A 12,601-nucleotide genomic window follows, 5' to 3' on the forward strand; every position below is an offset into this window, starting at 1 on the left:
GGCAGCACGACGAAATAACCCTGTTTGGCGATCTTGCGCGCCATGTTCCACAGCTCGGGGGCGTATGCCCGGCGCATCCATGTAGAAAATGACGGTCGGCCACTGTCCGTCCTCATGCGGACAAACGACAAAGGCCGGCATTTTGCCGTGATGCGTGCTGATCAGAACTTCCTGCTCGAACATGGTTTCGGCACTCCTGGAGTTGGGCTCCAAATCTACAATTATGGCTACTCAGTCAACGATCCTGGCGGCATGCTGCTTGCGCCCGTCATGATCGACATATTCAAGCGCTACCGACCGTCCGATCCAGCTTCCCTCGGGCTCCGGCCCGGTGAGGTTCGTCACGATCAACGGCCCCTCTTCCAGCCGCACGGTGGTCGCATTGTAGGGTGGTGGAAAATCGTCGAAATATTTCCGGTGGAAGACCACCCATGACACGATCTTGCCCCTGCCCGAAACCGCCTTCCATTCCGCCTCCATCGAAAGGCATTTCGCGCAGATGGGCGCCGGCGGATAGCGGAAAGTGTCGCATCGACGCACCTCGAAACGATAAGCCGCTAAAACCGCAAACTACTCTGCCGATTTCCGGGAAAATGTGTCGTTGTTTACGGGTGGTTCAAGCATGACAACGGCAAGGAAATGCTCATCCCGGCCGTGTCACGGAGCGATGTCGTGGACCGGATTATGTGGCGATCAACCTCTCCAAACGCACCGGCAGCCTCGCGGCCTAATCAATACTCGGCATGGATTTTCGTGTCTGCGCAACAGAATTGCGAGACGTCATGGAAATCAAATCCTTGCCACTCTCTTCAAATCATCGATAGCGCCGGGTGCGGCCGCCAGAACCGGCGCTCCTTTGGTCAGGCCATCACCATCCACAGGGAAAGGCAGGAACCAGCCACCCGCTTCCTTCACCAGGCAATAGCCGGCGAGGCAGTCCCAGGCATGCATGTAGGGTTCATAATATCCGACCAGACGGCCCGCCGCGACATAGGCAAGCATCAGGGCGCCCGACCCGTTGCGGATGAAATTACCACCTTCTTCGAGCAGGTTCTCGACGATCCTGGCCACTTCCGAGGGCTTGACGTGATTGTTGGCGCCGATACCCGTGACGGCGTTGCGGATGGTGCGCGAAGCGTCCAGTGACAGGGTCTTGCCGTTCAGCCGCGCGCCGAGCCCAAGGGCTGCGGCATAGAGCTCGTCGTGGCAAGGCGCTGAAATCACGCCGACCACCGGTTCGCCTTGATGGATCAGGCCGATGGAAACGCACCAGTTCGGCATGCCGTTGACGAAGGGGCTCGTGCCGTCGATCGGGTCGATGGCCCAGGTAAAGCCGGAACGGCCCTTGTCGAGCCCGTATTCCTCGCCCAGCACCCCGTCGTCGGGATAGGCTTCGGCGATGCGGGTGCGGATCAACACTTCCACCTCGCGATCGGCGACCGACACCACATCCTGCGGATCGCGCTTGGTCTCCACCACCAGCGTTTCGCGATTCTTGAAATAGTCCAGCGCCACGGCGCCGGCCTCCCTTGCCATTGTTTCGGCCAGTGCCAGCCGGCCCTCGAGCCCGGATACGACGTGCGACGTCATGGTTCTACCCTCAATTTCATGGATGTTCAGGTGGTTCAGCTGCTGATGATCGCGACGCCACGTTCCTTGAAGCCGATCGCAACCCGGGTTGCCGGCGTCAGCGGCCGCTCCACAGCGGGATCGACCACGAAGAGCGTGCCGGCAGCCGTCTTCACCTCATATTCGACATGGTCGCCGAGATAGGCGGCGTGCGTAATCTGACCGGAGAAGGCGCCTTCGGCAGAAGGTTCGAGCGTGATCGCATTGGGGCGCACTGCTAGCTTTGCCGGCCCCGGCCTTGCATCGCGCCCCGGCACGCTGTGCGTCAGTGCCTCGACGCGAATTGTCGCGGCACCATTGCCGACATCGATGACATCGCAGGCGACGACATTTGCCTCGCCCATGAAATCCGCGATGAAGGCAGAAGTCGGCGCCTCATAGAGTTCGCGGGGCGCGCCCTGTTGCGCTATGACGCCGTCCTTCATCACGATGATCCGGTCAGAGACCGCAAGCGCTTCGTCCTGATCGTGGGTGACATAGACTGCGGTGAAGCCGAGACGCTGCTGCAACTCGCGGATTTCCGTGCGCACGCGCCGGCGCAGGCGCGCATCGAGGTTGGAAAGTGGCTCGTCGAGGAGCAGCACCTGCGGTTCGAGAACCAGCGCTCGAGCAACCGCCACGCGCTGCTGCTGCCCGCCCGAAAGCTCGGCCGGAAGCCGCTTGCCCATTCCGCCGAGGCCGACGAGCGTGAGCCCCTCTTCGGCGCGCTCACGCGCTTCCTTGCGCTTCAACCCGGAGGATTCGAGGCCGTAGGCGACATTGTCCAGGGCGGTCATATGCGGAAACAGCGCGTAGGACTGGAAGACCATCGAGACGTCGCGCTCATTGGCCGGCAGCATGGTCACATCCTTGCCGCCGATGAGAATTTTGCCGGCAGTCGGATGCTCCAACCCTGCCAGCATGCGCAGCGTCGTGGTCTTGCCGCAACCCGATGGCCCCAGCAGTGTCACCAGCGTTCCGGGTTCTATGGTCAACGACAGGTCGTGAATGGCGGTGAAGCTGCCGAAATCCTTGCGGACGTTGCGGAAGACGACCGAACCAGGGGCCTCGATGCTCATACCGTCTTCTCCTCATGAAGGGATACCGGAAGGGCGATGCGGTTTTCGCGCCGCAATCTCCGCTCGCCGACCAGAAGCTGGAAGCCGGCAATCACGACGAGCATCACCAGGATCAGCATGGAGGAATAGGCGATGGCGACGCCGTATTCGCCGTTTTCAACCAGACCGACGATGTAGGAGGTCGCCATATTGTATTCGGCGCTGACGAGAAAAATGACCGCGCTTATCGAGGTGATCGCGCGCACGAAGGAATAGACCAGTGCGGCGGTGATCGCAGGGCGCAGCAGCGGCAGGATCACCTTGCGGATGGTGCGGAAACTGTCGGCACGCAAGGTCAGCGACGCCTCGTCGAGGCTCTTGTCCAACTGGCTCATCGCCGCAACGCCGCCGCGCACGCCGACCGGCATGTTGCGGAAGACGAAGCAGGCGATCAGTATCATCGCCGTGCCGGTCATCTCGAGCGGCGGCAGGTTGAAGGCCATGATGTAGCTGATGCCGATGACCGTTCCCGGTATCGCGAAACTCATCATCAGGGCGAACTCGAACACCGAGCGCCCGGCAAATTTCTGGCGAACGATCAGATAGGCGGTGAGCAGGCCGACAGCCGCGGTGATCGGCGCTGAAATGAGCGCGATCTCCATCGTGGTCCAGAAGGAGTTCCAGGCGACGCCGGTCCAGGCTATCGAGCCGTCACGCGTGCCGATGGAGAAGGCGCGTTTGTAGTGCTGTAGCGTCAGCGAATTGTCGAGGCCCCAGGTCTTCACGAAGCCGCCGACGAGGATCATCGCGTAGACCACCACTGTGAAGATCGCCCAGGGAATGACCAGCGCATAGACGCCAATGGAAAGGGAGCGTGGCAGCGCGATATGCGCGCCGGAGTCGCCCTTGCCGGTGACGGTCGCGAAGTTCTTGCCAGACAGCCAGAACCGCTGGGCGAGGAAAGCCGAAAGCGTGAAGCAAAGCAGAATGATCGCAAGCACTGCGGCGCGGGACGGATCGTTCTGGGAGCCGACCACGGCAAAGAAGATTTCCGTCGACAGCACGCCGTGACTGCCGCCCAGCACCAGCGGATTGCCGAAATCGGCCATGCTCTCGATGAACCCGATGAGAAAGGCATTCGCCAGACCGGGCTTCATCAGCGGCAGCGACACATGCCAGAAGGTGCGCCAGCGGTCGGCGCGCAGGGTCTGCGAAGCCTCCTCCATCGACGGGCTGACGCCCTCGACCACACCGATCAGCACGAGAAACGAAATGGGCGTGAAGGAAAGAACCTGCGCGATCCAGATACCGGTGAGGCCGTAAAGCCAGCGGCCGGGCTCGATCCCGAAAAGTTCCGATATCGCCTGCGTTGCCACGCCCGAGCGGCCGAACAGTAGGGTCAAAGCCAGGCCGACGACGAAGGGAGGCGTGATGATCGGGAGCACCGTGAGAAGCCGAAGCCCCTTCTTGTAGCGAAAGCCGGTACGCGTCGCGACCAGCGCAAATGCCAGGCCCAGCAAGGTCGAGGCTCCGGCGGTCATGACCGCCAGCCAGAAGGTTCTGAGCGCTACGCCGCACCGGCCGCCACCGGTTAAGCAGCCAATGCTCCAGATCGAGGGATCGGAGATGTTGCGGGTGAAACCGTCCGGATTGAAAGAACCGTCGAAGTCCTGGAAGGCGCCGACCAGCATGCTTCCGACGGGATAGAAGACGAAAACGGCGACTAAGAAAATCAACAGCGCAATCGCGCTGACCACGAACGCGTCGCCCCGCATGACGCCGCGCTCCGCCAAGCCAAAGGAGAATATCAGCGCAAAGGCGAGCGCCAACAGCACCGCGCCGGCGCCCATGGATGGTTGACCGTCCGCCAGTGCGCCGAACAGGGTCTCGCTTATCGCCCAGGTCCAGCCGGAGAACCCGACGGCCAATCCCTGCACCGTCAGAAAGACGACCCCGAGCGCACCGGCCCAGGCAAGGAGAGTACCGCGCCGCATCGGATCGCCGATGAAGCGGGCAGCGAGCGCAAGCCCCAGCAAAAGCGCTGCGATCCCCAGCCATGGACGCCCGTGCATGGTCGTCTGCAGGATTGCGGGAGAGACGGCCGGGTCGCCCGGAAAATTCGCCAGCCAGCTGAAGCCGTAGAAGCCGCCGTCGATCCTGTACCAGGGCAGTATTAAGAACGCGACGGCGCCCAGCAGGAGAACGATATCGAGCCGGCGATTGCGATGTTCCATGGGCAAGACTCAAGGCCCCCGGCCGCCCGGAGCTTTGGATGGAAGGATGAACGCGACCGGCCAGGAAAAATTAGGCCGGGCGCGCTGCAACGAGGGTCACGTCAATTGGCGTTGGCGCCGATTTCCCGATCCCAGCGCTCGAGCAATTCCTTGCGCTTTGCCGGATCGCCATATGTCTTGAAGTCATAGTCGATCAGCTTGATGTCCTCGAACCGCGGCGCCTCCTTCGGCACCTCGGCATTCTTGTTGGACGGAAGCTGGAACGACTTGGCGTCCTTCATGCGGGACTGGACTTCGGCAGTCAGCGCCCAATCGTACCATTTCTTGGCGTTGTCGAGGTTCTTTGCGCCCTTGATGATCGACATGGAGCCGATCTCGTAGCCGGTGCCCTCGCAGGGTGCTACGGATTTCACCGGAAAACCCTCGACGGTCATCGAAACGGCGTCGTGCATGAAGACGATGCCGACCGTCGTCTCGCCGCGCGCTGCGGCCTTGACCGGCGCGGAGCCCGACTTCGTATATTGCGATATGTTGGCGTTGAGCTTCTTCAGATAGTCGTAAGCCTGTTCCTCGCCCATGATCTGGACCAGCGATGCAAGCGCCGTATAGGCCGTTCCCGACGAGTTGGGATTGGCCATCTGGATCTCGCCCTTCCACGCTGGATCGAGCAGATCTGCCCAGCACTTGGGTTCCCTAAGGTTCTTCGTCTTCAGGAGCTCGCTGTTGTAGCCCCAACCGAGCGCGCCGGCGTAGACACCGACAGTTCGATACTCCGCGCTTTCGGCCTGCTTCACGGCCCAATCCTGCAGCTGGTCGAGCATCGGCGACTTGTATTCAAGCGTCAGGCCTTCAGACGCTGCCTGCAGATGCGGATCGCCCGTGCCCGCCCACCAGATATCGGTCTTGGGATTGCGCGCTTCGGCGCGGATCTTGGCGTAGGTTTCGCCGGACGACAGGCGAACCATGTTGACCGAAATGCCGGACTGTTTTTCGAAATCGCCCTTCATCTGTTCGCAGATGACGACGTCCGCCGAGCATATGAGATTGAGGTTGCCTTCGGCCTGCGCAGCAAAGGCAAATAGAGAAGCACCCGCAGCAAGGACTGCTGCGCCCAGTTTAACCGAACCCATGATTTCCTCCCGGTTGTACCGGCGCCTCCACGCCGGCCGCTCTTTGCAAGCGTGTGCAAATGCTGCATGACCGGACTTAGAGTGTCAACAAATTTATAATAAAAACTGGCACAGCAGAGAATACGGCGACTTGCACGCCATTGCAAAGTGGTGCACTTCTCGGTGCAGTTTCGGAGGGATTGAGCTCATCGTGTCGCAAAAGGTTTTCGTCAGCGCTCAGGAGGTTGCGGAGCGCGCGGGCGTTTCCCGTTCAGCGGTTTCGCGCACCTTCACGCATGGTGCCAGCGTCTCGCCGGAGACCCGCCGCAAGGTGCTTGAGGCCTCCGAAGCCCTGGGCTATCACGTCAATCATCTGGCGCGTGGGCTGATGCGCAACGAAAGCGGCATCGTCTGCCTTATCGTCTCAGACATGGGCACGCCCTACCGCTCGAACCTGATCCGCGCCCTGACGCAGCAGTTGCAGGATGCGGGCAAGATCGCGATGCTGGTCAATACGGATCGTTCCGACGGCAGCGTCGATCTCGCGCTCCGGCAGGCGATCCGGTATCGGGCCGACGCCTCCATCATTCTGTCGGGAATGCCGGACAAGTCGATAACCCAGCTTTGCCTCAAGAATGGACAGCGGCTTGTACTCATCAACCGTGACGACGAACAGGAAGGCCCGCTCAGGATCAACCTAGACGATGCCGAGTCCGCCAGCCGGGTTCTGACCGCCTTCGTGCGAGCCGGCTGCCAAAGAATGGCCTTTGCCAATTCGGAAGCCGGAACGCCAAGCCTAATGGCGCGGGAGCGTGGTTTCATCGCGGCGGCCAAGGCGCTTGGCATCGACGTCGTCGTGGAGCGTTTCGGGCCTACAGGCTACGAGAGCGGCAAGATATTGGCCCAGCGGCTTCTAACGCGGCGCGAGCGGCCGGACGCGGTGTTCTGCGCGACGGACCTGCTTGCCTGCGGGTTCATGGACACTGCCCGGCACCAGTTTTCGATAAGCGTTCCAGATCAACTCTGCATCGCCGGTTTCGACGATATCGCACAGGCTTCCTGGTCTTCTTATCAGCTAACGACTTTTTCCCAGCCCGTCGAGGCGATCGCGCGCGAGGCGGTGACCTGGTTGGACGAAGCGGACCCGGCAATTGCCCGACAAAGCGTCAGGCTCCATGCCGACCTTATCTGGCGCTCCTCGATCAGGGGCGGTTAGCGGATACCGTCGCAAACGGGTCGTGATTTGAGTGGCCGAGTGGTGTAGGATAGCCGCCACATTGACGGGAGGACTATCATGCGCCTTCGCACAGTGACCGTCGTGACGATGCTGCTTGCAGGTATCTGCTCATTTGCGCACGCTCAACAACCAAAGCCGATGTCCATCGAGGTGTTTCCTTTCGAACTGGAGGACAAGAGCGCCGGAGCGGGGATAATTCCTCCGGATGAACACGACAGGCGCTATCTTTCCGAGTCGGCGCAAGTTGCGAAGGACATGCTCTCCCAGTCCGGACGTTTTACCATAATTGACGTGCCTGCGGCGGAAAAGCAGCCTGCGCCGCAGTATGGTTTGCGCAACTGCGGTGGCTGTGAAAGCCAGATTGCCAAAGGGCACGGCGCGGCCCTGGCCTTGCTGGGTGTCGTGACACGCGTCAACCGAACAGAGCATACGATGTTCATTCGCATCCTCGACGCGGAAACCGGGAAACCTGTTTCGGAGAGCTTTACCGACCTTCGCATGGGTGCGAACTATGGATGGCCTCGCTCCGTGAAATGGCTGATGACAAACAGAATTCTGAAGTAGGCAGCGCAGCCGCGTCGTCGCCGGCCAAGTGAAAACTCACATCGAATGAGTTGCTTTGGAATCAGCCTCGTCAGAGAAGCCGCTTATCCTCAGTCGTCTTGGGTGCGCTGTCGGTATCCGCCTTTCGGCGCTTTTCCGCGGCGGCCTTGCGAACGCGTTCGAAACGGTTTTCCTCGGTTTCTTTGACTTCAGGCGTCGACTTGGTTTTCGGTGTGAAGACGATCATTTCGTGGTCTCCTTGCTTTGACGAAGGGAGATAGACAGCCGGGAGCCAGGCTCCCGGCTGTCATCGAACTTTTATCGTAACCTCAGGTTGCTAGAACGGTCGCACAACCCTGCGCGCCGAGCCTGTCAGGCGATGTCTGTCCCGGCATGGTCGCCCATCCGCCCTCTTCCACGAACTGCCGCTTCTTGTAGGAATCGGTCAGGGCTTTGAAAGCGGTGATGCGCTGTGAAGCATCAGCCCCAGCTCTGAATTTCTCGACGCAAACAGCGGATGCCAGTTCTCCGCGCGCAATGTCGCTTGCGGTGGTTGCAGCACTTCGCGAAGTGCCGCCCGTCACCCAGCCGCCCCAGCTGAATCCGATGATCATCGTAGCGACCGCCGTGGCAACGCAGGCCCACACAAGGATCGACTTTGACGGTTGATAGCTTTCGAAACGCTGCGCGATCGAACTATTGCTGCCCTGTATAGCCATTGAAATTCTCCCTGCCGATTGTTGTTTTCGTTCCGGCGTTCGGCCGCGTCGGCCGAACGGTTCGGGCATACTTAGTATCCCATGCCACCCATGCCGCCGCCGTTGGCAGCCATCGATGGGGCGGAATCCTTCGCAGGAGCGTCGGTGATCATGGCCTCGGCGGTGATCAGCAAGGCTGCGATGGAGCCGGCGTCCTGCAAAGCCGTTCGCACCACCTTGGCCGGGTCGACGATGCCCGCCTTGATCATATCGACATAAGCGTCCGTCTGCGCATTGAACCCTTGATTGGGATCTTTGCTATCCATTAGTTTGCCAACCACGACGGAGCCTTCGACGCCGGCATTCTCGGCGATCTGCCTAATGGGGGCCTCAAGCGCTTTCAGCACGATCGAAATGCCTGCCGTAACGTCCGAGTTCGTGCCGGTAAGCCCGGTCAGCGATGCCTTGGCGCGTAGAAGCGCCACGCCGCCGCCAGCGACGATGCCTTCTTCGACCGCCGCTCGGGTAGCGTTCAGCGCATCGTCGATACGGTCCTTCTTTTCCTTGACCTCGGTCTCGGTTGCACCGCCGACGCGAATGACCGCGACACCACCTGCGAGCTTTGCCAGACGTTCCTGAAGCTTTTCCTTGTCGTAGTCCGAGGTGGTTTCCTCGATCTGCGCCTTGATCTGCTGGACACGGGCGGTAATCGCGGTTTTTTCGCCGGCGCCATCGATTATCGTCGTGGTGTCCTTTTCAATGAGCACGCGCTTGGCCCGACCGAGCATGTCGATCGTGACGTTTTCCAGCTTGATGCCGAGGTCTTCCGAAATCATCTGGCCAGCGGCGAGGATAGCAATGTCCTCCAGCATGGACTTGCGGCGATCGCCGAAGCCCGGAGCCTTGACGGCAGCGACCTTGAGGCCGCCGCGCAGCTTGTTGACCACGAGGGTCGCCAGCGCTTCACCCTCAACGTCCTCGGAGATGATCACAAGCGGCTTTCCGCTCTGCACCACCGCTTCGAGGATCGGCAGCAAAGCCTGCAGATTACCGAGCTTCTTCTCATGAATGAGGATGTAGGCGTCTTCCAGTTCGGCACGCATCTTGTCGGCATTGGTGACGAAATAGGGAGACAGGTAACCACGGTCGAACTGCATGCCTTCGACGACATCGAGTTCGGTCTCGGCGGTCTTGGCTTCCTCGACGGTGATCACGCCTTCATTGCCGACCTTCTTCATCGCCTTGGCGATCATCGCGCCGACCGTTTCGTCGCCATTGGCGGCAATGGTGCCGACCTGGGCGATCTCGTCGGAAGATTTGACCTTCTTGGCCCGTGCCTGGATGTCCTTGACGACGGCGACCACCGCAAGATCGATGCCGCGCTTGAGATCCATCGGGTTCATGCCGGCAGCAACGAGCTTCGCGCCTTCGCGCAGAATGGAGGCAGCAAGCACGGTTGCGGTGGTGGTGCCATCGCCAGCCAGATCATTGGTCTTCGAGGCCACTTCGCGCACCATCTGCGCGCCCATGTTCTCGAACTTGTCGGAAAGCTCGATTTCCTTGGCGACTGTGACACCGTCCTTGGTGATGCGCGGCGCGCCATAGGAGCGGTCGATGATGACGTTACGGCCCTTTGGGCCGAGGGTCACCTTGACGGCGTTGTTGAGGATTTCGACGCCACGCAACATGCGGTCGCGGGCGTCGGTGGAGAATTTGATTTCCTTGGCAGACATGATTTTCGTCCAGTTCAGTCTTGAGATTGCGGGATCGGAAACCGACCGGTCAGGCGGCCTTGCTGACCGCGACAGTCTTCTCGACGATGCCCATGACGTCGGCCTCCTTCATGATCAGGAGATCCTCGCCGTCGATCTTGACCTCGGTGCCCGACCATTTGCCGAACAGGACAGTGTCGCCTGCTTTGACATCGAGTGGAATCAGCTTGCCGCTTTCGTCGCGAGAGCCCGGGCCTACGGCGATCACTTCGCCTTCCTGGGGCTTTTCTTTCGCATTATCGGGAATGATGATCCCGCCTTTGGATTTGATATCGCCTTCCGCACGTCGAATGACGACGCGGTCGTGGAGTGGCCGGAATTTCATTGGAAGTCTTTCCGCGATCGGCGCATAGGGCAACCGCATCAGCTTTATAGGCCCTCTGGCACTCGATTGATAGGAGTGCCAAAACTTTAATTCAACGGAACGGAATTGGTGTAAAACAGGTTTGGCCCATTACAGTCGCCGCGCGTCAACAGGCCAGGCACCTCACAATCTGCTATGAGGTATTGGATTTACTGATTCCCAACGCAGGCCGTTTTGACCGCTGATCCCACACATATCCTGAAAGCCGTTTACGGCTACGACGCCTTTCGAGGACCTCAGGCGGAGATAGTCGACCATGTGATGGCCGGCAACAACGCCTTCGTCTTGATGCCGACCGGCGGCGGAAAATCGCTGTGCTACCAGATTCCGGCCATGGCGCGACCCGGCATGGGCCTCGTCGTCTCGCCGCTAATCGCTCTGATGGCCGATCAGGTGGCTGCCTTGCGCCAGGCTGGGGTCAAGGCAGCGGCACTCAACTCCGACCTGCCAGGCGACGAGCGAAGCGCGCTGTGGCGGGACGTGTCCTCCGGTGCGCTGGACATCCTTTACGTGGCCCCGGAAACACTCCTCCGGCGCGACATCCTCGAGCGTCTCGGCCAAGTGCCCCTGTCGCTGATCGCCATCGACGAAGCGCATTGCCTGTCGCAATGGGGACACGATTTCCGCCCCTCATACCGCCAGCTCGACACGCTGGCCGCGTTGTTCCCCGACACACCGCGAATGGCGCTGACGGCGACCGCTGACGCCCCGACGCGGGCCGAAATCCTGGCACATCTCAAGATCGCGGAAAGTGATGCGTTCATCGCAGGCTTCGACCGCCCTAACATCCGCTATGCCATCCAGGAGAAAGACAATCCGCGGGCGCAATTGAAGCGTTTCCTGAAAGAGCACGAGGGCGAAAGCGGCATCGTCTACTGTCTGTCGAAACGAAAGACGGAGGAGACTGCCGCCTGGCTTTGCACGCAAGGACATGATGCGCTGCCCTATCACGGCGGTATGGACAAGGCTGCGCGCGGGGCCAACCAGGCGCGTTTTCAACACGATGAAGCCGTCATCATGGTTGCCACCATTGCCTTCGGCATGGGCATCGACAAGCCGGATGTACGCTTCGTCGCCCATATCGATCTGCCGGGCAGCATCGAGGCTTATTATCAGGAGACCGGACGCGCCGGACGCGACGGCCTGCCTTCCGACGCCCTGATGCTGCATGGCTATGAAGACATTGCGCTGCGCAGCCGCTTCATCGAGGAATCAGACGCGCCCGAGCAGCGCAAGCGCACGGAACGGCAAAAGCTCGATGCACTCCTTGGGTTGGCCGAGACTGCAGGCTGTCGTCGCCAGGTGCTGCTTTCTTACTTTGGCGACAGTTGCGAGCCCTGCGGCAATTGCGATACCTGTGCCGAGCCGCCACGGCTGTTCGACGGAACGATCGCTGCGCAAAAAGCTCTGTCCTGCGTTCACCGGACCGGAGAGCGCTTTGGCCAGGCCTACATCGTCGATGTACTCTTGGGTGCAGAGGACAAGCGCATCGCCGATTTTGGTCACGACCGCATCTCCACCTACGGTATTGGCAAGGAGCATGACAAACGCACCTGGCGCGCGATCTTGCGTCAGTTGGTGGCCCTGCGGCTGATCGAGGCCGACCTGGCCGGCCATGGAGGGCTGGCGATCTCGGAGACGGGGCGCCAGTTCCTGCGCGAAAAGCCCACGCTTATGCTGCGCGTGCCGCCACCGCCACGCGCCGGGCGGGAAAAGGTTTCCCGCAACCAGACATCGATCGCCCTGCCCGACGCCGACCGCGCTCTGTTTCAGGCATTGCGGGAAAAGCGCATTGAAATCGCCCGGACGCAAAATCTGCCGCCCTACGTGATTTTCCATGACCGAACGCTGATCGAACTCGCCGCCGCCCGCCCCACTTCGCGCGCGGAGATGGCAGGAGTTCCAGGTGTTGGCGAGACCAAGCTGGATCGCTACGGCCCTGCGTTCCTGGCGGTGATTGCCGAACATGCGATTTGAA

The 12,601-nt window shown here is 60.7% G+C and carries 12 protein-coding genes; 3 read left to right on the forward strand and 9 right to left on the reverse strand.

All coding sequences use genetic code 11. The annotated features are described in order from the left end of the window. Positions 1 to 231: 231 nt before the first annotated feature. The 5 genes from G6N74_RS11815 to G6N74_RS11835 form a co-directional block, all read right to left on the reverse strand. Entirely contained in the window at positions 232 to 480 is a 249-nt protein-coding gene (locus tag G6N74_RS11815; RefSeq protein WP_165117469.1) for a Zn-ribbon domain-containing OB-fold protein, read from the reverse strand. Positions 481 to 789: 309 nt separating this feature from the next. Next, positions 790 to 1,590 carry an inositol monophosphatase family protein gene (locus G6N74_RS11820; protein WP_165117471.1) on the reverse strand — a complete coding sequence of 267 codons (801 nt, stop codon included), beginning with the start codon at positions 1,588 to 1,590 and terminating at the stop codon, positions 790 to 792. Positions 1,591 to 1,625: 35 nt separating this feature from the next. Then, positions 1,626 to 2,687 (reverse strand): ABC transporter ATP-binding protein, encoded by a 1,062-nt coding sequence (locus tag G6N74_RS11825; RefSeq protein WP_165117473.1) that lies wholly within the window; start codon positions 2,685 to 2,687, stop codon positions 1,626 to 1,628. Continuing rightward, entirely contained in the window at positions 2,684 to 4,900 is a 2,217-nt protein-coding gene (locus G6N74_RS11830) for an ABC transporter permease (protein ID WP_165117475.1), read from the reverse strand. Before G6N74_RS11830 ends, G6N74_RS11825 begins: the two co-directional genes overlap by 4 nt. A gap of 101 nt (positions 4,901 to 5,001) precedes the next feature. Continuing rightward, the gene (locus G6N74_RS11835) at positions 5,002 to 6,030 is read right to left on the reverse strand and encodes an ABC transporter substrate-binding protein (RefSeq protein WP_165117477.1); all 1,029 of its coding nucleotides are present in this window, start codon (positions 6,028 to 6,030) and stop codon (positions 5,002 to 5,004) included. Positions 6,031 to 6,220: 190 nt separating this feature from the next. Between G6N74_RS11835 and G6N74_RS11840 the strand changes: the two genes are divergently transcribed. Both G6N74_RS11840 and G6N74_RS11845 read left to right on the forward strand, forming a co-directional pair. After that, entirely contained in the window at positions 6,221 to 7,225 is a 1,005-nt protein-coding gene (locus tag G6N74_RS11840) for a LacI family DNA-binding transcriptional regulator (protein ID WP_165117479.1), read from the forward strand. 78 nt (positions 7,226 to 7,303) lie between these two features. Continuing rightward, positions 7,304 to 7,810, forward strand: a complete 507-nt coding sequence (locus G6N74_RS11845) for a DUF3280 domain-containing protein (protein WP_165117481.1) — start codon at positions 7,304 to 7,306, stop codon at positions 7,808 to 7,810. A gap of 70 nt (positions 7,811 to 7,880) precedes the next feature. Here G6N74_RS11845 and G6N74_RS11850 read toward each other — a convergent pair whose 3' ends face one another. The 4 genes from G6N74_RS11850 to G6N74_RS11865 all read right to left on the reverse strand — a co-directional run bounded on the left by G6N74_RS11850 (position 7,881) and on the right by G6N74_RS11865 (position 10,584). Continuing rightward, positions 7,881 to 8,036 (reverse strand): hypothetical protein, encoded by a 156-nt coding sequence (locus G6N74_RS11850; protein ID WP_165117483.1) that lies wholly within the window; start codon positions 8,034 to 8,036, stop codon positions 7,881 to 7,883. A gap of 82 nt (positions 8,037 to 8,118) precedes the next feature. Further along, on the reverse strand, positions 8,119 to 8,508 hold the full coding sequence (locus G6N74_RS11855) for a hypothetical protein (RefSeq protein ID WP_165117485.1): 390 nt from the start codon (positions 8,506 to 8,508) through the stop codon (positions 8,119 to 8,121). Between the two features lie 71 nt (positions 8,509 to 8,579). Next, a complete protein-coding gene (gene groL / locus G6N74_RS11860) occupies positions 8,580 to 10,220 on the reverse strand; it encodes a chaperonin GroEL (RefSeq protein ID WP_165117487.1) in 1,641 nt (546 codons plus the stop codon). A 49-nt stretch (positions 10,221 to 10,269) separates the two neighbouring features. Then, the gene (locus G6N74_RS11865) at positions 10,270 to 10,584 is read right to left on the reverse strand and encodes a co-chaperone GroES (protein ID WP_165117489.1); all 315 of its coding nucleotides are present in this window, start codon (positions 10,582 to 10,584) and stop codon (positions 10,270 to 10,272) included. A 213-nt stretch (positions 10,585 to 10,797) separates the two neighbouring features. Here G6N74_RS11865 and recQ point away from each other — a divergent pair, with 213 nt between their 5' ends. Continuing rightward, on the forward strand, positions 10,798 to 12,600 hold the full coding sequence (recQ, locus tag G6N74_RS11870; RefSeq protein ID WP_165117491.1) for a DNA helicase RecQ: 1,803 nt from the start codon (positions 10,798 to 10,800) through the stop codon (positions 12,598 to 12,600). The last annotated feature ends 1 nt before the right edge of the window (position 12,601 follow it).

Source organism: Mesorhizobium zhangyense, from assembly GCF_011045115.1.
Taxonomy (GTDB): domain Bacteria; phylum Pseudomonadota; class Alphaproteobacteria; order Rhizobiales; family Rhizobiaceae; genus Mesorhizobium_M; species Mesorhizobium_M zhangyense.

Bases quoted from the DNA above. Each gene is read 5' to 3' on its own strand.
- groL (WP_165117487.1), bottom strand. From the start codon at position 10,220: ATGTCTGCCAAGGAAATCAAATTCTCCACCGACGCCCGCGACCGCATG.
- G6N74_RS11830 (WP_165117475.1), bottom strand. From the start codon at position 4,900: ATGGAACATCGCAATCGCCGGCTCGATATCGTTCTCCTGCTGGGCGCC.
- G6N74_RS11815 (WP_165117469.1), bottom strand. From the start codon at position 480: ATGGAGGCGGAATGGAAGGCGGTTTCGGGCAGGGGCAAGATCGTGTCA.
- G6N74_RS11820 (WP_165117471.1), bottom strand. From the start codon at position 1,590: ATGACGTCGCACGTCGTATCCGGGCTCGAGGGCCGGCTGGCACTGGCC.
- G6N74_RS11855 (WP_165117485.1), bottom strand. From the start codon at position 8,508: ATGGCTATACAGGGCAGCAATAGTTCGATCGCGCAGCGTTTCGAAAGC.
- G6N74_RS11850 (WP_165117483.1), bottom strand. From the start codon at position 8,036: ATGATCGTCTTCACACCGAAAACCAAGTCGACGCCTGAAGTCAAAGAA.
- G6N74_RS11835 (WP_165117477.1), bottom strand. From the start codon at position 6,030: ATGGGTTCGGTTAAACTGGGCGCAGCAGTCCTTGCTGCGGGTGCTTCT.
- G6N74_RS11845 (WP_165117481.1), top strand. From the start codon at position 7,304: ATGCGCCTTCGCACAGTGACCGTCGTGACGATGCTGCTTGCAGGTATC.
- G6N74_RS11865 (WP_165117489.1), bottom strand. From the start codon at position 10,584: ATGAAATTCCGGCCACTCCACGACCGCGTCGTCATTCGACGTGCGGAA.
- G6N74_RS11825 (WP_165117473.1), bottom strand. From the start codon at position 2,687: ATGAGCATCGAGGCCCCTGGTTCGGTCGTCTTCCGCAACGTCCGCAAG.